General features: G+C 65.7%; 19 protein-coding genes and 1 pseudogene. 5 read left to right on the forward strand and 15 right to left on the reverse strand.

Annotated elements, in window-relative coordinates; genetic code table 11:
* From BLW27_RS00005 to rpsT, 6 genes and pseudogenes are all read right to left on the reverse strand, one after another.
* Nucleotides 1-350: pseudogene (locus BLW27_RS00005) on the reverse strand (transposase); the annotation flags it as partial.
* A gap of 572 nt (nucleotides 351-922) precedes the next feature.
* Entirely contained in the window at nucleotides 923-3340 is a 2418-nt protein-coding gene (gene gyrB / locus BLW27_RS00010) for a DNA topoisomerase (ATP-hydrolyzing) subunit B (protein WP_089877345.1), read from the reverse strand.
* Between the two features lie 115 nt (nucleotides 3341-3455).
* The gene (gene recF / locus BLW27_RS00015; protein WP_425429268.1) at nucleotides 3456-4553 is read right to left on the reverse strand and encodes a DNA replication/repair protein RecF; all 1098 of its coding nucleotides are present in this window, start codon (nucleotides 4551-4553) and stop codon (nucleotides 3456-3458) included.
* Nucleotides 4554-4611: 58 nt separating this feature from the next.
* Complete coding sequence (dnaN, locus tag BLW27_RS00020; RefSeq protein ID WP_089877351.1) at nucleotides 4612-5730, reverse strand: DNA polymerase III subunit beta; 1119 nt, start codon at nucleotides 5728-5730, stop codon at nucleotides 4612-4614.
* Between the two features lie 158 nt (nucleotides 5731-5888).
* Entirely contained in the window at nucleotides 5889-7247 is a 1359-nt protein-coding gene (dnaA, locus tag BLW27_RS00025; protein WP_218141074.1) for a chromosomal replication initiator protein DnaA, read from the reverse strand.
* A 449-nt stretch (nucleotides 7248-7696) separates the two neighbouring features.
* Nucleotides 7697-7960 carry a 30S ribosomal protein S20 gene (gene rpsT / locus BLW27_RS00030; RefSeq protein WP_089877356.1) on the reverse strand — a complete coding sequence of 88 codons (264 nt, stop codon included), beginning with the start codon at nucleotides 7958-7960 and terminating at the stop codon, nucleotides 7697-7699.
* Nucleotides 7961-8178: 218 nt separating this feature from the next.
* Here rpsT and BLW27_RS00035 point away from each other — a divergent pair, with 218 nt between their 5' ends.
* The gene (locus BLW27_RS00035; protein ID WP_089877359.1) at nucleotides 8179-8364 is read left to right on the forward strand and encodes a hypothetical protein; all 186 of its coding nucleotides are present in this window, start codon (nucleotides 8179-8181) and stop codon (nucleotides 8362-8364) included.
* A gap of 3 nt (nucleotides 8365-8367) precedes the next feature.
* On the opposite strand, the gene BLW27_RS00040 is transcribed toward BLW27_RS00035, so the two are convergent.
* Both BLW27_RS00040 and mutM read right to left on the reverse strand, forming a co-directional pair.
* Nucleotides 8368-9144, reverse strand: coding sequence for an enoyl-CoA hydratase (locus tag BLW27_RS00040; protein WP_089877362.1), 777 nt, complete (start codon nucleotides 9142-9144; stop codon nucleotides 8368-8370).
* A 61-nt stretch (nucleotides 9145-9205) separates the two neighbouring features.
* A complete protein-coding gene (gene mutM / locus BLW27_RS00045; protein ID WP_089877365.1) occupies nucleotides 9206-10072 on the reverse strand; it encodes a bifunctional DNA-formamidopyrimidine glycosylase/DNA-(apurinic or apyrimidinic site) lyase in 867 nt (288 codons plus the stop codon).
* Nucleotides 10073-10210: 138 nt separating this feature from the next.
* On the opposite strand from mutM, the gene ubiE reads away from it, so the two are divergent.
* Both ubiE and ubiB read left to right on the forward strand, forming a co-directional pair.
* Nucleotides 10211-10966 (forward strand): bifunctional demethylmenaquinone methyltransferase/2-methoxy-6-polyprenyl-1,4-benzoquinol methylase UbiE, encoded by a 756-nt coding sequence (ubiE, locus tag BLW27_RS00050; protein WP_089877368.1) that lies wholly within the window; start codon nucleotides 10211-10213, stop codon nucleotides 10964-10966.
* Nucleotides 10967-12514 carry a 2-polyprenylphenol 6-hydroxylase gene (ubiB, locus tag BLW27_RS00055; protein ID WP_089877372.1) on the forward strand — a complete coding sequence of 516 codons (1548 nt, stop codon included), beginning with the start codon at nucleotides 10967-10969 and terminating at the stop codon, nucleotides 12512-12514.
* 219 nt (nucleotides 12515-12733) lie between these two features.
* Here the strand turns inward: ubiB and BLW27_RS00060 are convergent, their stop codons facing one another.
* From BLW27_RS00060 to BLW27_RS00070, 3 genes are all read right to left on the reverse strand, one after another.
* Nucleotides 12734-12976 (reverse strand): hypothetical protein, encoded by a 243-nt coding sequence (locus tag BLW27_RS00060; protein ID WP_089877374.1) that lies wholly within the window; start codon nucleotides 12974-12976, stop codon nucleotides 12734-12736.
* 193 nt (nucleotides 12977-13169) lie between these two features.
* Nucleotides 13170-13841: a flagellar hook capping FlgD N-terminal domain-containing protein gene (locus BLW27_RS00065; protein WP_089877377.1), complete on the reverse strand. Its 672-nt coding sequence runs from the start codon at nucleotides 13839-13841 to the stop codon at nucleotides 13170-13172.
* 9 nt (nucleotides 13842-13850) lie between these two features.
* Nucleotides 13851-15458 (reverse strand): flagellar hook-length control protein FliK, encoded by a 1608-nt coding sequence (locus BLW27_RS00070; RefSeq protein WP_218141075.1) that lies wholly within the window; start codon nucleotides 15456-15458, stop codon nucleotides 13851-13853.
* A gap of 98 nt (nucleotides 15459-15556) precedes the next feature.
* Here BLW27_RS00070 and BLW27_RS21585 point away from each other — a divergent pair, with 98 nt between their 5' ends.
* On the forward strand, nucleotides 15557-15844 hold the full coding sequence (locus tag BLW27_RS21585; protein WP_245710720.1) for a rod-binding protein: 288 nt from the start codon (nucleotides 15557-15559) through the stop codon (nucleotides 15842-15844).
* Complete coding sequence (locus BLW27_RS00080; RefSeq protein WP_089877383.1) at nucleotides 15837-16178, forward strand: hypothetical protein; 342 nt, start codon at nucleotides 15837-15839, stop codon at nucleotides 16176-16178. The genes BLW27_RS21585 and BLW27_RS00080 overlap by 8 nt, the downstream gene beginning before the upstream one ends.
* Nucleotides 16179-16245: 67 nt before the next feature.
* Here BLW27_RS00080 and BLW27_RS00085 read toward each other — a convergent pair whose 3' ends face one another.
* The 4 genes from BLW27_RS00085 to BLW27_RS00100 all read right to left on the reverse strand — a co-directional run bounded on the left by BLW27_RS00085 (nucleotide 16246) and on the right by BLW27_RS00100 (nucleotide 19272).
* Nucleotides 16246-16863 carry a DUF1217 domain-containing protein gene (locus BLW27_RS00085; protein ID WP_245710721.1) on the reverse strand — a complete coding sequence of 206 codons (618 nt, stop codon included), beginning with the start codon at nucleotides 16861-16863 and terminating at the stop codon, nucleotides 16246-16248.
* A 176-nt stretch (nucleotides 16864-17039) separates the two neighbouring features.
* Nucleotides 17040-17444, reverse strand: a complete 405-nt coding sequence (gene flbT / locus BLW27_RS00090; RefSeq protein WP_089877390.1) for a flagellar biosynthesis repressor FlbT — start codon at nucleotides 17442-17444, stop codon at nucleotides 17040-17042.
* Nucleotides 17441-17821 carry a flagellar biosynthesis regulator FlaF gene (gene flaF / locus BLW27_RS00095; RefSeq protein WP_089877393.1) on the reverse strand — a complete coding sequence of 127 codons (381 nt, stop codon included), beginning with the start codon at nucleotides 17819-17821 and terminating at the stop codon, nucleotides 17441-17443. The genes flbT and flaF overlap by 4 nt, the downstream gene beginning before the upstream one ends.
* Nucleotides 17822-17901: 80 nt before the next feature.
* On the reverse strand, nucleotides 17902-19272 hold the full coding sequence (locus BLW27_RS00100) for a flagellin N-terminal helical domain-containing protein (protein WP_342708022.1): 1371 nt from the start codon (nucleotides 19270-19272) through the stop codon (nucleotides 17902-17904).
* Between the last annotated feature and the right edge of the window lie 84 nt (nucleotides 19273-19356).

Below are 19356 nucleotides of genomic sequence, written 5' to 3' on the forward strand. Positions count from 1 at the left end.
CAGCGGCCCGTCGGCGCGGCGATAGGGGACCTGAACGGCCAAGGTCTTCTGCCTCCGGCACACAGGGTGGAGAAGTCCGGAACGGGCCAATCCAGCCCCGCCAGTTTCAGCAGGCTCGCCACCATCCCGGCGGTCTGGCGAAGCGGCAGCTTGAACAGGATCTTGATAGACAGGCAGAGTTGTATGGCCGCATCGGAAAACACTGGCGGGCGTCCCGGCCGACCGTCATGCGGCGCGCGCCACGTCATGTCCTTATCGACCCAGATCAACAGCGATCCCCGCTTCCGCAGTGATGCGTTGTAGCTGGACCAGTTCGTGGTGCGATAGCGGGCGGGAGGAGGCTTGCTCATGCACCGCGTCTAACGCCATGGATTCGAAAAGTGAATCCTTCGCCGTCTGACTTGTGCAACAACGCCATGCTCAAGCCTCTTTAGTTTCGCAATCGTATAGCGTTCAAGATTTACAAAAGCAACAGCAAATTATTCACGTAAAAATTCTCTCCGCGCCTGTGATTGATTGGCCCCGACGGCCCGCTCCCCAGTCAGCTCCCCAGACGGCCCGCAGGCGCAGCGAACGGCCAGTCAGCGCCTTGGCGGTCTGACCCTACCAACGTGCACTACGTGCGCTCCCTGGGTTCGCCAAGCCGGCTTTCAACGTTAAGCTGAAGCTCAAGTTCTTCCGCCGGAGAAGGAGGCTTCTGTCTCGGTTGATGGGCAATGCATATCAACCGAGACAGAAAGGCAAAGCTCGTTCGTTTTGCAGACGCTGACCACCGCGCCCTGCGCGAAGCAGTCCAAGAAACCGCGAAGGCCTAGATTTCTCTCTAACCGTCTGAAAGTGACAGAAAAAGCGGCCGAGCCCCGACCTCAGAACGCGAAAAACTTTGCGCGCCGCGAAAAACTACGCGCGCGCCTACACCTCGTCAGAAATCCAGGTTCTCGACGCTCAGCGCGTTCTGCTGGATGAAGTCGCGGCGCGGTTCGACCACGTCGCCCATCAGCTTGGTGAACAGATCATCGGCCTCGGTCATGTCCTCGATGTCCACGCGCAGCAGGGTGCGGGCGTCCGGATCCAGCGTCGTTTCCCAAAGCTGGCCGGGGTTCATCTCGCCCAGGCCCTTGTAGCGCTGCAGGCTCAGGCCCTTCTCGCCCTCTTCGAGGATTGCCTGAAGCAGGTCCAGCGGGCCGTAGATGCCCTGGCGGCGGTCCTTGCGCTCGAGCTGTGCGGGCATGCCATAGACCGCCTGCAGGCTTTGCGTGAAGCTGCCCGCCTTGCGGCTTTCGCCCGAGCGCAGCATCGGCCCGTCCAGCGTCCGCACTTCCTCGACGCCGCGCAGGATGCGGGCCAGCCGGATGCCGCGGTCCTGCGTGATCCGGCCCTGCCAGCCGCGTTCGTATTCCACCGCGACAAGGTCCAGACGCGCGGCGACCTTGTCGGCAACCGCCTGCAGGTCGGAATCCACCGCGCCGGGCACGAAGGCCCCCGCGATCGCCGCCTGTTCCAGGATCCGGCGCTGGTAATGCGTCGGGAAGGCGTCGATCACGCGGCGCAGCTGGCGCGCCTCCTCGACCACGCGCACGAGATCGGCGCCGATCAGGATCTCGCCCGTGCCCAGCCGCAACTGCGCACCCTCGACGCCCTGCTGGATCAGGTAATCCTCGAGCGCGGGCTGGTCCTTGAGGTAGACCTCGGACTTGCCGCGCGTCACCTTGAACAGCGGCGGCTGAGCGATGTAGAGATACCCCTTCTCGATCAGCTCGGGCATCTGGCGGTAGAAGAACGTCAGCAGCAGCGTCCGGATATGCGCGCCGTCCACGTCGGCGTCTGTCATCAGGACGATCTTGTGGTAGCGCAGCTTCGAGATGTCGAACTCGTCGCGCCCGATCCCCGTGCCCAGCGCCATCACTAGGTTGCCGATCTCCTGGCTCGCCAGCATCCGGTCGAAGCGCGCGCGCTCGACGTTGAGGATCTTGCCCTTCAGCGGCAGGATCGCCTGCGTGCCACGGTCGCGCCCGGTCTGCGCCGAGCCGCCGGCCGAGTCCCCCTCGACAATGAAAAGCTCGGTCTTCGACGGGTCCTTTTCCGAACAATCCTTCAGCTTGCCCGCCAGGAAGTTCACGTCCATCGCCGTCTTGCGGCGCGTCAGCTCGCGCGCCTTGCGCGCCGCCTCGCGCGCAAGGGCCGCCTCGACGATCTTGCCGACGATCACCTTGGCCTCGGCGGGGTTCTCCTCGAACCATTCCGAAAGCTTCTCGTTCACCAGGTTCTCGACCGCCGGGCGCACCTCGGAACTGACCAGCTTGTCCTTGGTCTGGCTCGAGAACTTGGGGTCGGGCACCTTGACCGACAACACGCAGGTCAGCCCCTCGCGCGCGTCGTCGCCGGTAAAGCTGACCTTCTCGCGCTTGGCGATCCCGCTTTCCATGGCGTATTTCTGCACCGTCCGGGTCAGCGCGCCGCGGAAGCCCGCCATGTGCGTGCCGCCGTCGCGCTGCGGGATGTTGTTGGTGAAGGGCAGCACGGTCTCGTGGTAGCTGTCGTTCCACCACATGGCGACCTCGACGGTGATGCCGTCGCGCTCTCCTTCCATGTGGATCGGCTCGGGCATGACCGACTGCTTGGATCGGTCGAGATACTTCACGAACTCCTTCACGCCGCCGTCGTAGTGCAGCTCCGTCCGAAGCGGTTCGGCGGGGCGCTCGTCCTCCAGCAGGATGCGCACGCCCGAGTTCAGGAAGGCCAGTTCACGCAGGCGCTTCTCCAGCGTGTGGAAATCGTAGTCCAGGTTGCTGAACGTGTCGGTCGAGGCGAGGAAGCGCACCTCGGTGCCCTTCTCGCCCTCGGCGTCGCCGACCACGCGCAGATGTTCGACCGTCTCGCCATGCGAGAACTTGGCGTAGTGCTCCTTGCCGTTGCGCCAGACCCGCAGTTCCAGCCAGACAGACAGCGCATTCACGACCGACACGCCCACGCCGTGCAGGCCGCCGGATACCTTGTAGCTGTTCTGGTCGAACTTCCCGCCCGCGTGCAGCTGGGTCATGATGACCTCGGCGGCGCTGACGCCTTCCTCGGTATGCATGTCCACGGGAATGCCGCGGCCGTTGTCGCGGACCGACACGCTATTGTCGGCGTGGATCTTCACCTTCACGAAGTCCGCGTGCCCGGCCAGCGCCTCGTCGATCCCGTTGTCGACCACCTCGTAGACCATGTGGTGCAGGCCCGAGCCGTCGTCGGTGTCCCCTATATACATGCCCGGGCGCTTGCGCACCGCTTCCAGCCCCTTGAGAACCTTGATGGAATCCGCGCCGTATTCTTCGGGTGCGCCTGCGGGTTCGGCCATGAACCAATCCTTTGATCGTGTCTGGCGCTGTATAAGCGCGCAGCAGGGGAATGTCACGCCGCGGACACAAGATTTGGGGCCCGGCGCGGCAATAAAAACAAGGGCGCGCGCGACGTCACGCCACCGGCGCGACCCGGCTTTCGCCATCCTCGTCGGTGACCGCGAAGTGCTGGGCACGCGGGCCGAGATCGGCGAACAGCTCGGGGCCCGTCCCGGTCATCCAGGCCTGCGCCCCCAGCGCGCAGATTTCGTCGTAAAGCGCCGCGCGGCGGTCGGCGTCCAGATGCGCGGCGACCTCGTCCAGCAGCACCAGCGGCGGTGAGCCCTCGTCCTGCGCCAGCGCCCGCGCATTGGCGAGGATCAGCGAGATCAGCAGCGCCTTCTGTTCGCCGGTCGAGCATTCGGCGGCGGGCACGCCTTTCGCCGCGAAGACCGCCGCCAGATCTGTGCGATGCACGCCCACCAGCGCGCGGCCGGCCACCATGTCCCGCGCGCGGCTGCCCGCGAGCGCGACGCGCAGCGCGGCCTCGTCGCCCGGCAGTTCTCCCTCGGACTGAACCAGCGCGAGGTCGGTGATCGGAAAGGCGGTCTCAGCCTCGGCCTGCGCGCGGGTCAGGCGATCGACGGTGGCCTGGCGGTTGGCGTGCAGCACCGCCCCCGACCGCGCCATCTGCGCCTCGAGCGCGCCATGCCAATGCGGGTCGCGCACGTGGTCCTTCAGCAGGCGGTTGCGCTGGCGCATGGCCTTTTCGTAATCCAGGGCTGCTTGAGCGTGATACGGAAAGAACGACAGCGCCGTGCGATCCAGGAAGCGCCGCCGCCCCTCGGCGCCCTCGATCCACAGCCGGTCCATGCTGGGCACCAGCCAGACCGCCCGCGCGATCCGCCCCAGCGCCACCTGCGACGCCGGCTTGTCGTCGATGCTGACCTGCCGCGCCGCGCCGTCCTCGGACGTGAAGGCGATCTCGTGCGCGGTGGCGCGGGTCTGCAACGTGCCCGTGACCTTCCAGCCCAGCGCCTCGGGCCGCCGCGCCATGTCCTGCGCGGCCGCCCGGCGCAGCCCGCGCCCGGGCGAGAACAGCGAAACGGCCTCGATCAGGTTGGTCTTGCCCGCGCCGTTGAGTCCCGACAGCGCCACGGGCCGCGCGTCCAGCGTCAGCCGCGCCTGCCGGTGCGACCGGAAATGCGACAGGCCGAGGCTGGAGAGATACACCGGCCGCTCCTTCATTCAGGCAGAACAGGCGCGCCGCGAACACGGCGCGAGACGCGCGTCAGACGCGCATCGGCATGACCACATAGACCGCGCTGGTGTCCGAGCCCTCGCGCATCAGCGTCGGGTCGCCGGACGAGTTGAACAGGAACACCGCGTTCTCGCGGTCCACCTGACTGGCGATCTCCAGCAGGTACTTCGCGTTGAACCCGATCTCCAGCCGCTCGTCGGAATAGGCCACGGCCAGCTCTTCCTCGGCGGCGCCGCTATCCGGCGCGTTCACCGACAGGATCAGGCGGTCTTCATCCAGCTGAAGCTTCACCGCGCGCGAGCGTTCCGAGCTGACGGTCGCCACGCGGTCCACCGCCTTGGCAAAATCGCTGGCATCCACCTCCAGACGCCGCGTGTTACCCTGCGGAATGACGCGCGTGTAGTCGGGGAAGGTCCCGTCGATCACCTTCGAGGTCAGCGTGATCTCGGGGGTGGCGAAGCGGATCTTGGTCTCGGACACCGACACCGCGATGTCCGCATCGCCGTCATCCAGCAGCTTGCGCAGCTCACCCACGGTCTTGCGCGGCACGATGACGCCCGGCATGTCCTCGGCTTCCTTGGGAAGCGGGGCGTCGATGCGCGCAAGCCGATGGCCGTCGGTCGCGACGCAGCGCAGCATGCGTCCCTCTTCGGACTCGGCCACGTGCATGTAGACGCCGTTGAGGTAATACCGCGTCTCCTCGGTTGATATGGCGAACTTGGACTTGTCGAACAGCCGCCGCAGCACCTCTGCCTTGGCCGAGAAGTTCGACGCGTATTCCGACGAGGCCATGACCGGGAAATCTTCCTTGGGCAGGGTCGCGAGCGAGAAGTGCGACCGCCCGGCCGAGACGCTCAGTCTTCCGGCGGCGCTGTCCTCGTCCAGCACGACCATCGCGCCGTCGGGCAGCTTGCGCACGATCTCGTGCAGGGTGACGGCCGAGACGGTGGCGCCGCCGGCGCGTTCGACCATGGCGGGCGCGCGGTCCAGCACCTCGATGTCGAGGTCGGTGGCGCGGAAGGTCGCGGTGTTGCCCTCGGCATCGATCAGCACGTTGGCCAGGATCGGGATCGTGTTGCGCCGTTCGACGACCGACTGCGCCTGCGCCACCGCGCGCAGCAGCGTGGCCCGTTCAATGCTGATCTTCATCGCGCTTGTCCCTCTTCGCACCCCGGACGGGCAGCGTAGCCAAAGGCCGCACCCACCGGTAGACGTATTTTTCGTGTTTTGTCCGCTGCCGGTCCTGCCCCGTCAAGACCGTGAGCCGGTTTGCAAGGCAGGCTGCGGCAGCTTGTGCTTCGCGCGCCTCAGGCCTCGAGCGCGCGGCGCAGCAATTCGACGTCCTCGTCGATCTGGCCGTCCTGCTGGCGCAGCTCCTCGATCCGCTTCACGCCGTGCATGACGGTGGTGTGGTCGCGCCCGCCGAAGCGGCGCCCGATCTCGGGCAGCGAGCGGCTGGTCAGCTGCTTGCACAGGTACATCGCCACCTGCCGCGGGCGCGCGAAGTTGCGCACCCGCTTGGGCCCGACCATGTCGGACAGGCGGATGTTGTAGTGCTCGGCCACCTTGCGCTGGATCTCGTCGATCGAGATCTTGCGTTCGGACGCACGCAGCACGTCCGACAGGCTGTCCTGCACCAGGTCCATGTCGATCGGCTTGCCGACCAGCGAGGCGAAGGCGAACAGCCGCGTCAGCGCGCCTTCGAGCACGCGCACGTTGGTGCTGATCCGGTGGGCGAGGAACTCCAGCACGCCGTCGGCGATCTCGAGGCGGGGATAATGCTCGCGGTAGCTTTCGACCTTGGATTGCAGGATTCCCAGGCGCAGCTCGTAATCGGTCGGGTGCAGGTCGACGACCAGTCCCGACTGCAGGCGGCTGCGGATGCGGTTCTCGAGGTCCTTGATCTCGTCCGGGGCACGGTCGGCCGAGATGATGATCTGCTTGTTCTGGTCCACCAGCGCGTTGAACGTGTGGAAGAACTCTTCCTGCGTGCTGTCCTTGCCTGCAATGAACTGGACGTCGTCGACCATCAGGATGTCGACCGAGCGGAACATCTCCTTGAAGTCGAGCATCTTGCGTTCGCGCAGCGACTGGACGAAGCGGTACATGAACTGTTCGGCCGACAGGTACAGAACGCTCAGTTCGGGCGAACGCTCGCGCAGCTCCCACGCGATGGCGTGCATCAGGTGCGTCTTGCCCAGCCCCACGCCGCCATACAGGAACAGCGGGTTGAACGTGACCTGGCCGCCCTCGGCCACGCGCTTTGCCGCCGCGTGGGCCAGCTCGTTCGGCTTGCCGACGATGAACCGGTCGAAGGTGAAGCGCGCGTCCAGCGGAGCGCCCGGCAGGTCGCGCTCCTTGCGCGGCGCGGCCGGCTGGGGCGCCTCGACCGTCGCGGGCTTGGGCGCGGGCGCCTTGCGCAGCGACGCGGCCGAGATCGCGATGCGCCGGATCGCCGGGTTCAACCGGGCCACCTTCGACAGCAGCAGGTCGCCGTAATTCTGCGTGACATAGGTGCAGAAGAACGTGGTCGGCGCGCTCAGCCGCAGCACACCGTCCTGATCGGTGCCCTCGAAGTCCAGCGGCTCAAGCCAGGTGGCATAGCTGTTCTGCCCCACTGTCTTGCACAGATCGCCCTGAAGCGCGCCCCATTGTTCTTTTGTCATCCCGTCCATTCCGTTCTCTCGGTCATCGCAGCGCCCATGGCTCTGGCGGCCCGTTCTGCAGAAGGAACAGCGTGCCTGCCCCGTTTCCTGATGCGGAAACGGGTGGACCAATATCGCTACCATGCGGTTCCCGACGGACCGGGACCGCTGAGGTCCGAATTGTGCTTGGACACGGTCGGGTACACTTCGGATCCAACGGCGCCGGTGGCTGACGCAATGCAAGATCCGTCCCGGCTGTGTGCTTGCCGGGCGTGTTTGACCTGTCCCCCCTGCGATGTGACTCGCAGGGGCAAATTACCAACCTTGCTTCACGCGCGGCAACTACACTTCAAACTTGACTCGCCCATTGCGACAAAAGAATCTCAGACCGTGTCACGAAATCGTTACCAAAAGAGAAAAGGCGCCACATGATGTGACGCCCTTCGAAAACAACGCAATATGCTGCGGTATCAGCCCAGTGATTTGACCCGCGAGGAGAGGCGCGACATTTTCCGCGCTGCGGTGTTCTTGTGCATCACGCCCTTGGTGACACCGCGCATCAGCTCGGGCTGGGCGGCCTGCAGCGCGGCCTTGGCGGCGCTTTGGTCACCCGAGGCGATCGCCTCTTCGACCTTGCGAAGGAAAGTGCGGATGCGCGAGCGGCGCGCGCGATTGACGGCGTAGCGCTTCTCGTTCTGGCGGGCGCGCTTCTTTGCCTGGGGCGTGTTGGCCATGGTGTTCGTCCTGTTCGTTCGAATGGTTCGCGCACGACCCCACGGCCATCCGTCTTCACGGACTGATTCCAGCCAAAGCGGGCTTCACGCGCATGTTCTGGTCGCGCCTATAGACGCTTTCCCGCCATTTGCAAACCCCCAGCGCGCATCCACCGGAACCTGCCGCCCCGCAGCGAGTTAACGTCATACCGTCAGGCACAGGGTTTGGGAGGTCCGCCATGCTTTCTCCGGTCAAGGTATCCGAATATGCCCACGCGCTCTACCGCTCGCTCGGCCCCCAGGCCGAGGCCGAGGCGGCGCGCCGCGCCCGGAATTGCGAGCAGTCGGGCGAGACGAAGGACGCGGCCGAGTGGCGCCGCATCCAGCAATCGATCACGCAGATGCGCGGCCCGCGCGAAAGCTGATCCTCAGCGGTCACGGAACTGCGCGGTGCGCTTTTCCATGAACGCCGCCATGCCCTCGCTCTGGTCGTCCGTGGCGAACATCGAGTGGAACAGGCGGCGTTCGAACAACAGCCCCTCGGAAAGGGTGGTCTCGTACGAGCGGTTGACCGCCTCCTTCACCGCCATGCTGGCCAGAAGCGATTTCTCGGCGATCTTCGCGGCTGCGCTCTGCGCCTCTTCCAGCAGCTTCTTGGCCGGCACCACGCGACTGACGAGGCCCGAACGTTCGGCTTCCTCGGCATCCATGAAGCGGCCGGTCAGGTGCATGTCCATCGACTTCGACTTGCCCACGAAACGCGTCAGGCGCTGCGTGCCGCCGATGCCGGCGACCACGCCCAGGTTGATCTCGGGCTGGCCGAACTTGGCGGTGTCGGCGGCGATGATGAAGTCGCACATCATCGCCAATTCGCAGCCGCCGCCCAGCGCGTAGCCCGCGACCGCAGCGATCACCGGCTTGCGCACCCGTGTGATCGTCATCGCCTCGTGCCCGAAGAAATCCTGCAGGAACATCTCGACAAAGCTCTTCTCCGACATCTCCTTGATGTCGGCGCCGGCCGCGAAGGCCTTGGCCGAGCCGGTCAGCACGATGCACCGCACCTTGTCGTTGCGGTCGGCGTCCGTCAGCGCGGCGGAAAGTTCGCCCAGAAGCTGCGAGTTCAGCGCGTTGAGCGCATCGGGCCGGTTCAGCCTGATGGTCGCGACATGATCTTCGACGTCGACGACGATCGTCTCGTAGGCCATGGCTTCATCCCTCCGGTTCCGTCAGGGGCTCAGCCTTACCACCTTGGCAAGTCGGTTCAAGCTATCTTTGACAGGACGCGCAGTAGAAGCTCGACCGACCGGATTGCACGATCCGGCGGATTGAGTGGGCGCAGCCCGATGTCCGGCAGGCATCGCCCTCGCGGCCGTAGACGTCGAAACGGTGCTGGAAATACCCCAGTTCGCCATCGGTCTGCCGATAGTCGCGCAGGCTGGACCCGCCGGCCTCGATCGCCTCGGAAAGCACGTCGCGGATGATCGGCGCCAGGGCTTCGAGCCGCGCTGCGGCGATTCGGCGGGCCTTGCGCGCCGGGTGGATCCCCGCGCGGAACAGCGCCTCGCAGACATAGATGTTGCCGAGGCCCGCCACCACCTTCTGGTCCAGCAGCGCCGCCTTGATCGGCGTGTTTCGCCCCTTCAGCGCCTGCGCCAGGTAAGCGCCGGAAAAGGCGTTGCCGAACGGCTCGGGACCCAGATGCGCCAGCAGCGGATGCGCTTCGGCGGCATCCGTCGGCATCAGGTCCATCGCGCCGAAGCGGCGAGGATCGTTGAAGGTTACGCGCCCGCCATCCTCCATGTCCAGCACCACGTGGTCGTGCTTTTCCGGCGCCGGATGGGCATGGACGAATTGCGCCGTGTCGGCCCGGCCCGATGTCCCGCCCGAGATCAGCATCCGCCCCGACATGCCCAAGTGCACCAGCAGCGTCTCGCCCGTATCCAGATCGGCCAGGATGTATTTCGACCGCCGCCGCAGCCGCCGGACCCGCGCGCCGGTCAGCCGCTCGGCCATCCGGTCAGGGAACGGCCAGCGCAGGTCGGGCCGGTTGGCCCGCGCCCGCGCGATCCGCCGCCCTTCCATCACCGGTGCGAGCCCGCGCATGACGGTTTCGACCTCGGGCAGTTCGGGCATGGGCGGAGCTCCTCGCGCGGCGTGTCGCGCGTTAGTTGGCCGTGCTTCCGGCGATTGCAAGCGCGCGAATTTGACTGTTTGTCCTTCGCCCCACATCTCACTAGAACACTGCGACAGGTCACAGGGGGCGCCAGAGCCATGACAGAGCGGGACGATCGGCGCACGCATTTCGGCTTCTCCGAAGTGCCCGAGGCCGAAAAGGCGGGCCGCGTCCGCGGCGTCTTCACCTCGGTCGCGTCGAAATACGACGTGATGAACGACGCCATGTCGATGGGCATCCACCGGCTGTGGAAAGACGCGATGATGGACTGGCTCGCGCCGCGGCCGGGCCAGTACCTGCTGGACGTGGCCGGCGGCACCGGTGACATCGCCTTCCGCTTCCTCGATCGCGCCGGCGGCCGGGCGCGCGCCTGCGTGCTCGACCTGACCGAAAGCATGCTTGTCGCCGGACGGCAGCGGGCCGAGGCCGCGGCGATGGCCGACACGCTCGACTGGGTGGTGGGCGACGCGATGGCCCTGCCCTTCCCCGACAACACCTTCGACGTCTACACGATCTCGTTCGGCATCCGGAACGTCACCCGCCCCGAGGTCGCGCTGGCCGAGGCCTTCCGCGTGCTGCGCCCCGGCGGGCGGCTGATGGTGCTGGAATTCAGCCAGATTCCGAACGACCTGATGCAAAAGGTCTACGACCTCTACTCGTTCAACATCATCCCGCGCATGGGGCAGGCGATCGCCGGGGACCGCGACAGCTACCAGTACCTGGTGGAATCGATCCGGCGCTTCCCCGACCAGGAGACCTTTCTCTCCATGATCCGCGACGCCGGCTTCGAGCAGGCGAAGTACCGAAATCTCTCGATGGGCATCGCCTGCCTCCATTCCGGCTGGAAGCTCTGAATGCGCGGCCCGCACAACATATGGCGGCTGGTCCGCACCGGTGCGACGCTGGAACGCACCGGCGCGATGCGCGCGATCCTCGACGCGGTGGACGCACCCGCGCCGCTGCGCGCGGGTGCGCGCGTGTTGGGTTGGCCGTTCAAGTGGCTGGGTGACGAAGGCGACCCGGCCCAGCCGCCGGTCGTGCGCGCGCTGACCGCCCTTGGTCCGGCCTACATCAAGTTCGGCCAGATCCTGTCGACCCGCCCAGACGTCGTCGGCGACGACATGGCGCGCGAGCTGCGCATCCTGCAGGACAAGCTGCCGCCCTTCCCCCTGTCGGTCGCCCGCCACCAGATCGAGGCCGAGCTGGGCCAGCCCGTCGACCAGATCTACGCCGAACTCAGCGAGCCCGTGGCCGCCGCGTCGATCGCGCAGGTCCACAAGTCGCGGCTGCGCGACAGCCTCGAGCCGGTCGCGGTCAAGGTCCTGCGCCCCGGCATCGAACGCGCCTTCCGCAAGGACATCGACGCCTTCTACCTCGCCGCCGGTCTAATCGAGATCCTGTCTCCCTCCTCGCGCCGCCTTCACCCGCGCGAGGTGGTGCAGCATTTCGAGCAGACCGTTCTCGGAGAGCTGGACCTGCGGCTGGAATCGGCGGCCGCGAGCGAATACGCCGCCAACACCGCGGACGATGCCGGGTTCCAGTTGCCGCAGGTGAAGTGGAACCTATCGGGGCGCCGCGTGATGACGCTGGGTTGGGCCGAGGGCGTTCCCTTGGGCGACAACGACGCGCTCGACGCCGCCGGCCACGACCGCGTCGCGCTGTCCGAGCGGGTCCTGCAACTGTTCCTCAACCACGCGCTGCGCGACGGCTTTTTCCACGGCGACATGCACCAGGGCAATCTCAAAGTCGCGCCCAACGGCGATATCATCGCGCTCGATTTCGGGATCATGGGTCATATCGACGAATACACGCGGCGCGTCTACGCCGAGATTCTCTACGGCTTCATCCGCCGCGACTACAAGCGCGTGGCCGAGGTGCATTTCGAGGCCGGCTACGTGCCCGCCGACCGTGACGTCGACGAATTCGCCCGCGCCCTGCGCGCCGTCGGTGAGCCGATCTTCGGCATGGACGCCACGCGCATCTCGATGGGAAAGCTTCTGTCCTACCTCTTCGAAGTCACCGAGCGATTCGGGATGGAGACGCGGACCGAGCTGATCCTGCTGCAGCGCACGATGGTCGTGGTGGAGGGGGTGGCACGCTCGCTCAACCCCAAGATGAACATCTGGACCGTGGCCCGGCCGGTCGTCGAGGATTACATCCGCCAGTCGATCGGACCGCGTGCCGTGGCCAAGGACATCGCCAAGACGGTCCGCGTGCTGGCGCGCTTCGGCCCCCGCACGCCCGGCCTGGTCGAATCGGCGCTCATCCGCCAGGCGAAACCCGCTCCGGCCGAAAAGCAGAACCTTGGAACGCTCCGGGCCATTTGGCTGATTCTGGGCATCATGATCGGCTCGTTCGGGGGACTTCTTCTCGCCGCCGGATCGCCCGTGCTCTTTCAGTGATGCGAGGGCGCCATGTCGACCCCGAAACCTGAGCGCAAGAAACGCGGACTCCGGTCTTAAGCAATGCTGCGGGCATCCGCCCGGCCGGACGGCTTCAGGTTTCCGGCGCCGCTACGAAAAGACCGTAAGCGCCGCACGTCTTCATTGAAGATGGCGCCCCCGCAAACGCGAAAAGGGCGGCCCTTTCGGACCGCCCTTCCGCAAAGCGCTGAAATGCTTTTAGTCGGTGTCGTTGGCCGAGGCGACGGCAATCGCGGCCAGCGCGAGGCCGCCGATCACAAGCGCGGCGCCCGTACCACCGCCCAGCGCGGGGATGGACGCTGCCGCTGCGAAGCCATCGTCGTCTTCGTCGTCTGCGACCACGACGGGCACGGGGGTTTGCTCGAGGCCGCCGGCCATGACCGGCGAAGCCATCGACGTGGCGAGCGCTGCTGCTGCAGCAAGGGCCAAAATCTTATCCATAATCTATCTCCAGTCTCTGCGGCGTGCATTGGACGCGCTGCGTCCTTGCGGTTTACCTTACACAAGCCGATCGTTCGGATCAAAGCTCAATTCACGTCGCGGCACGTCAAGCGCGGGTTTTGTCGCCAAAAGCGCAACATGACGCAAGAAACTCACATCCTGTCGCGGATTTCACGTCGTCGGCGCCCGATGATCACGCTCCGCCCGAGCGCAGGCCTTCGACCATGGTGGACACGATCTCCGTTCCGTCTGATAGCCGGACCAGAACGTTCCCACCGTCGTTGCGCACCTCTTCAATGCGACTGAACACCTGCGCGACCTGCGAATCGATCACGATTCCGTCGACGCTGCTTTCCACCTCGAACCTGTAGTTGCCACGTGGAAGGGGAACGCCGCTCGCATCGAGACCGTTCCATGTGAGGGATGACTGTCCCGGCTCCAGCTGGATCCGCTCGATCACCGAACCGGACGGGTCGCGCACCAGCAGGGTCGCCTCGTCCGCCTCGGGGTGCGCTTCGGGTCGGACCGTGACCGGCGTTCCGTCGAACCGCACCGGCGCCCGCACCAGCGCCTCCATCCCGATCCACGCGCCCACCTGCTGAAGCGACCCGATGCCAAGCTGCGTGCCGATGGCACCAAGCAGGTCGTTGGTCAGAACCTGCTGCTCGACGGACGAGAATGTCGCCAGCTGCGTCGCGTAATCGTTCGAATCGACAGGATTCATCGGATCCTGGTTCTGGACCTGAACGGTCAACATCTTCAGGAACGTCTCGAAGTCGGAACTGAGCGCGCTCGCGCCCGAGGCTGCCGTCGTCTTGGCGGTGGTCGCGGTCGCCGCGGGCTGCACCTGTGAAATCTGCGTCATGACTGTCCCCTAGATCTTCATGTCCAAGCCGCCTTCGACACGCGTTGCCTCGGCTGCCTCGTCGGCCTCGCGTCCGGGCGGGTTGGCCGCCGGTCCGGCAATTTCCGGGCCCGCGACGATGCCCCCGCTGCGCTCGCCGCCCCGGCCTTGGCCGTCGCGGCCCTCCGCGAAGGTAAAGCCCGACGCACCGTGCCCGCTTGCGGCCAAATCGCGGGCAAGCTGGTCAACATGTCGGCGCAGCAGGTCGAGCGTTTCGGGCCGATCGGCCTGGATGTGCACGACCATCCCGTTCTCGCCCGGAACCATCTGCAGACGCACGTGCCCAAGCTCGTCGGGGCTCAGGCGAATCTCTATCGTGCCGTTGCCCGCCCGGGGCATGGCTTCGGTGATCTGGCGGACGATCGCCGCGGCATCCGTCCGCCCGGGCGGGGCAAGGGCCGATGGCTGAATGCTGCCCGCGCGCAGGTCGGCGGAGCCGCCCTGCGTTGCGAATTCGGGCGCGTCCGCGTCGTCGGCCCCTTCTTGGACCGAGGGATGTGCGATTCCGGCGGCGGCGATCGCCTGCGACGCGACGGCCGACACGAAGGACGCGGCCGGTGCCGCGACCGCCGCGGCGCCCGCGGCAGCCCGCGCGGTCGCGGCCCCGCGTTCAGCCGCCGTGACCGACGAATCGGCGGTGGCTTCTGCGGCCCGGATCAGAGTTTCCACCTTTCGCGAGAGGCCGGATCGACCGATCGCTTCCGCCGCTCCGGGCAGGGCCGTTTGCGCTGCGCCCTCCGGCACCGTCGCGCCGCTTTGCGGCGAAGCGCCGCTGGCCGAGACGAGCTGCGCCAGCTTTTCGGCTTGCAAGGAGGCCCTGTGCGACGCGAACTCGGCCGACGTTGTTCCGGCCGCCGGCGCTCCGGACGGCAGGCTGACGCCAACGACTTGCTGTTCCGCCTTTGTGGTGCCTGGCTGAGCAGGCGCGGCGATTGCCGCGCCGGCCGTCCGCGCGGCAACGCCTCGCAAGGCTCCCGCAGGGGATTCCGGCGTCGCGGCAGCGCCCTGTTCCGGTTTCCCCAAATCGGTGACCAGGGTTTGCGCCCTGAGCAGAGCTTCAGCCGCGGCGGACGCCGTTGCCCTGCCCTGCTCCAGGACCGGCATACCCACCGCTTCCGGACCCGTGCCCTGCCGGATGCCGGCCATGTGCGCCAGGCGGTCGTCCGCAACAGGTTCGGCCGCGGGCGCATCGTGGGAACCTTCCAAGCCGTGTGCCGCGGCCGGGCCTTGATCTGTGGACGAGCCATCTCGTCGCCCCACTAGCGCGGGCGCCACCGCGTGTTTCGGATCGATGTCAGCCTCCGCAATGGCAATGAAAGCGTCGCTCTCCACGTCGGCTTCGGGTTCGGGTTCCGTTGCCGCGTGAATGGCATCGGCACCCTCCGTTTCGGCCCCCTCGACCTTTTCAGCGTTGCCCGACGCGGATCCGGCGGCGGTTTCCGCGGGCTCCGCCGCCTTTGCCGCCCGCTCCGCAGCCACGAAGTCACCGAAGTCCCGATCCGGTTTGCCCCCCGATTGTCGCGCAGGGGCATGTCCTGCATCGGTCAAGCCGAGGAAATTTCCTATTTTCGCCAACATCGGATGATCTCCGGAATTCTTCCGCTTCGGCATTGATAGCAGAGTTTCGTTACCGGTTCTTTACCGCAATCGCGTCATCATGAGCGAAGTGAACCGAATTGGAGTCGCATTTCGTGCAAGTCTTACCGCCACCATCCGCTCTTTCCGGGCAAACTCAGGAACAGGCGCTGCGCGCCGTCGCCGAGAAACTCGAGGCGACGTTCCTCTCCGAGATGCTGAAATCCGCCGGATTGGGCAAGACGCCCGAGGGGTTCGGCGGCGGCAGCGGCGAGGATCAGTTCTCGTCGTTCCTTCGAGAGGAACATGCCAATGCGGTAGCCGCCCGAGGCGGAATCGGACTGGCCGAATCTTTGTTCAACGCGCTGAAGGGAGACGCGCATGGCTGAGGCACTGGAAAGATTGAAAGCGATTGTCGAGGCAGAGCGCGAGGCGCTGCTTTCGGGAGACTTCGAACGACTGACCGCATTGCTTCCGGACAAGGAACAAGCCCTCGCAGAGGTCGAGGGAGCAGGGAGCACGCCGGATTCCCTGCGCGATCTGCATAGGCGTGTCGAGCGCAACCAAGCGTTGTACGATCGCGCCCTTGCCGGGGTTCGGGCAGTCATCGGCAGGATCGCCGAATTAGGTGAGGTGAAGAAATCTATCGGAACTTACGATTCCGCCGGAAAGCGGCGCACGATCGATATTCCGAAGCATGCGCATCTTGAAAAGAGAGCGTAGTCGGCGCAAGAAAAAAGAAAGAGCGAAAGCGGACAACACCGCTTTCGCCCGCTTTTCAAAACGCCTGCTATCGGCGTGCCGTTTGCAGCAGCGTTATTGCGATCTGACCCGAACTGGTCGCCTGGAATAGGCCGATCTGTTCCTGCAGAAGGTAGGTCTGAACGATCTTTTTCATGACGTCCGGCTCAAGCATTTCCGAAATCTTGTCGGTTCCGAAGCGGGCCTGCGCCTTGTCCTGAAAAACCTGCTTCTGAACATCGATGTCCAGCTGGCCGAACGTCTTCGGAAGGTTCAGCGCCTTCTCCAGCACGGTGCGCATCGGCGGCGTCCCCATGAGGCGGAACCACTGGGCGTTTTCGCTCGAGCCGGATTCGTTGATCTCGGTCAGGCCACGTTCGAAGTTGAGCGCGAGCCGCAGCGACTGGTCGCTCTCGCCCACCGCCACCTCGAAGGATTGCTGGCGGAACTTCGCGACGATGTCTTCGGCGAAACCGGGCGCGGACGTCCCGGGTCCCCGCGGATTGCCGAAGCCGAACGCCTTCGAAAAGGCCTTGTACCGTTCGTCGGCGAGCTTGTTCGCGAGGGCTGAACGCTCGGTGGTTCCCTCCTCGAGGATCTTCCGAATGAAGAACTTGCTGTCGATATCGTCCTGCAGGCCGAAGGCGCCCAGCGCCACGCGCAGCATGCGCCTGTCCGAGACCAGATCCTCGGCGGATTTGACCGAACCGATGTTCTCGGCGAAGTAGTCGGTATCGCGTTTCAGCAGCGGGCTGGCGTTGAACACCTCCTTCTGCCGGGCCTGCGTGGACTGCAGGAATTGCCAGCCGACCAGGCCGCTTCCGACAACGATCGGCTGGAAACTCATTTGCGTGCCACGGCCAGAAGCCGATCCTCGCGCGGGATGAGGGCGCGCAGTGCCTTGAGGCATTTGTAATACTGCTCCGTGAGCAGCGCCTCGGTCGCCTGGCTCAGCAGGGTGCGGCTGTCGATGTCGACCATCGCGCGACTCAGTTCCTCGATCTGGCGCAACAGGGTCCGCCGGGTGGAATCGGGGTCCGCGTCGCCGGTCAGTATAAGCTGCGCGGTGTAGCAGATGCGCCGGACGGGGGTCTGCGCCTCGTCGGGATGGATCGCGTCGCGCAGGCGCAGGATGTTCACGTTGGGGGTGACGATGGACAGGCGGCTGCGCTTGTCGCCGTTCTCGATGACGGCGCCGTTGACCAGAACGCGTTCGCGCGGGCCGAGCTTGAGGACGAGGCCGGTCATCGGGTTCTTCCCTTCGCGCTGAGGCCCTTGAGAATGGCGGCGTTGACTTCCAGAAGCGGGCCGACCTTGGCCTCGCGGGCCAGCACCTTGCCGGTGTGGGCGTTCACGAACTGGGCGAGCGCGAAGATCTGCGCGCGCAGCTCTTTCGGCAGTCCGTTTTCCGGGTGGGCGACGTCGACGGCGAACGTGTCCCACAGGGTGCGGTTCTCGACCAATGCCTCGGCCAGCTTGGGAAAGGCTTTCGGGCCCTTCTCCTGCGCGGCGGCGCGCAAGCGGTGAGAGATGCGCGCAAGCACGCGGTATTCGGTGTCGCGATCGGTCCGGGTCGACGACGAGGTCTGGACATAGGCATTCTGGGCAAGGGTATGTGCGTTCACGGCAGAACCTTCTGATTCATGTGTTCGGGGGGCCGAAACGGGGTACCGGGGGCCAAGACCTGGCCCCCGATGTCAGCCGTTTAGCGGAACAGCGACAGAAGCTGCTGCGGCGCCTGGTTGGCGATCGACAGCGCCTGGACACCCAGCTGCTGCTGGACCTGCAGGGCCTGCAGGCGTGCCGACTGCTCTTCCATGTCGGCGTCGACCAGTGTGCCGATGCCCGACTTCATCGCGTCCATCAGGCCGCCGACGAAATCCTGCTGGGTCTCGATGCGGTTCTGGGCCGAGCCGAAGGCCGCTGCCGCGTCGATGCCGGTCTGGATCAGACCTTCGATAGCGCTGAGCGCCGCAGCTGCGCCGTTTTCGGTGGTCACATCCAACTCGGAGAGCAGCGCGAGGCCGCCGCCGACCGTGGAACCGGCAGCAAGTGTGACGTTTCCAGCCGCGGATGCCGTAAGACCAGTTGCCGTATGGTTGGTCACGCTGATCTCGTTGCCATTGGTGCCGCCGACGCTGACCGTGAAGTCGTCCTGCATGCCTTGCTCGGCCAAGCGGAACTTCATCATTTCGGCGAGCCCCTCGGCCACATCAGCTTGGGTGTCACCATCCTTTGCAGTGTAGACGGCCTCCTGCTTCGCCGCAGGTGCGGTAGCGAACGATCCGCCGAAAACGGCGTTCATCTGGAACGAGTAGGAGTCCCCAGCCATCACGGCTTGGGTGCGGCCTGCCGTCGTGGTCTCACCGTTGATGGTGTAAGTTGCTGATCCGGTGCCGTTTGCGCCCGCAGTACCGGCGGCAGTGAGCGCGGCGGCGGCGAGAGTAAGGGCACCGTCGTCTTTCGCTGCCGTCGTGCTCAGATCCTGCTTCTGGACATCGATATCGCTTGCGACAACTCCGGTCGCCGAGCGGTCGAGCGAGGAAAGGACGCTGGTTGTACCGCTTCCCTCCACGCTGCCGGCGGCGGTGTAGGCAGTCGTGGTCTCGTTGTTCGACAGCAGGTTGAGACCGTTGAACTGGGCCGCGCCGGTCACGGATGCGATCTGGTCGGTCAGCGCCTTGATGTCGGTCTGGATCTTGGTGCGGTCGACGTTGCCTTCCTGCGACGCGACGATCTTTTCCTTCATCTGCTTCAGCAGGTCGGTGGTCGTCTCGGCGGCCTGACGCGCCACCTGGGTCGTCGCCTGGCCCAGGCCGAGGTTCGAGCTGATGGCCTTGAAGCCGGACACGTCGGATTCCATCACCTTCGAGATGGCCCAGACGGCGGCGTTGTCCTTGGACGTGGCCACGTTCTTGCCGGTGGCGATCGAGTTCTGCGTGCCCTCGAGGTTCTTGTTGATCGACTTCAGGGTCTGCAGGGCGACCATTGCGCCGTTGTTGGTAAGGATGCTAGACATTTTGACCTCTTCGGAAAGCCGGTTTTCCGCCTTCCAGTTCGTGTTGAACGGTTCCAAGCAACATTCTGAAGCCTGCGAGACCTTCCCCGGTTCGCGCCACCGGCCAGAGCGGCCGATGCAAGGGCACACTCGCCCACCGCG

The organism is Citreimonas salinaria (genome assembly GCF_900107235.1).
Lineage (GTDB): Bacteria > Pseudomonadota > Alphaproteobacteria > Rhodobacterales > Rhodobacteraceae > Citreimonas > Citreimonas salinaria.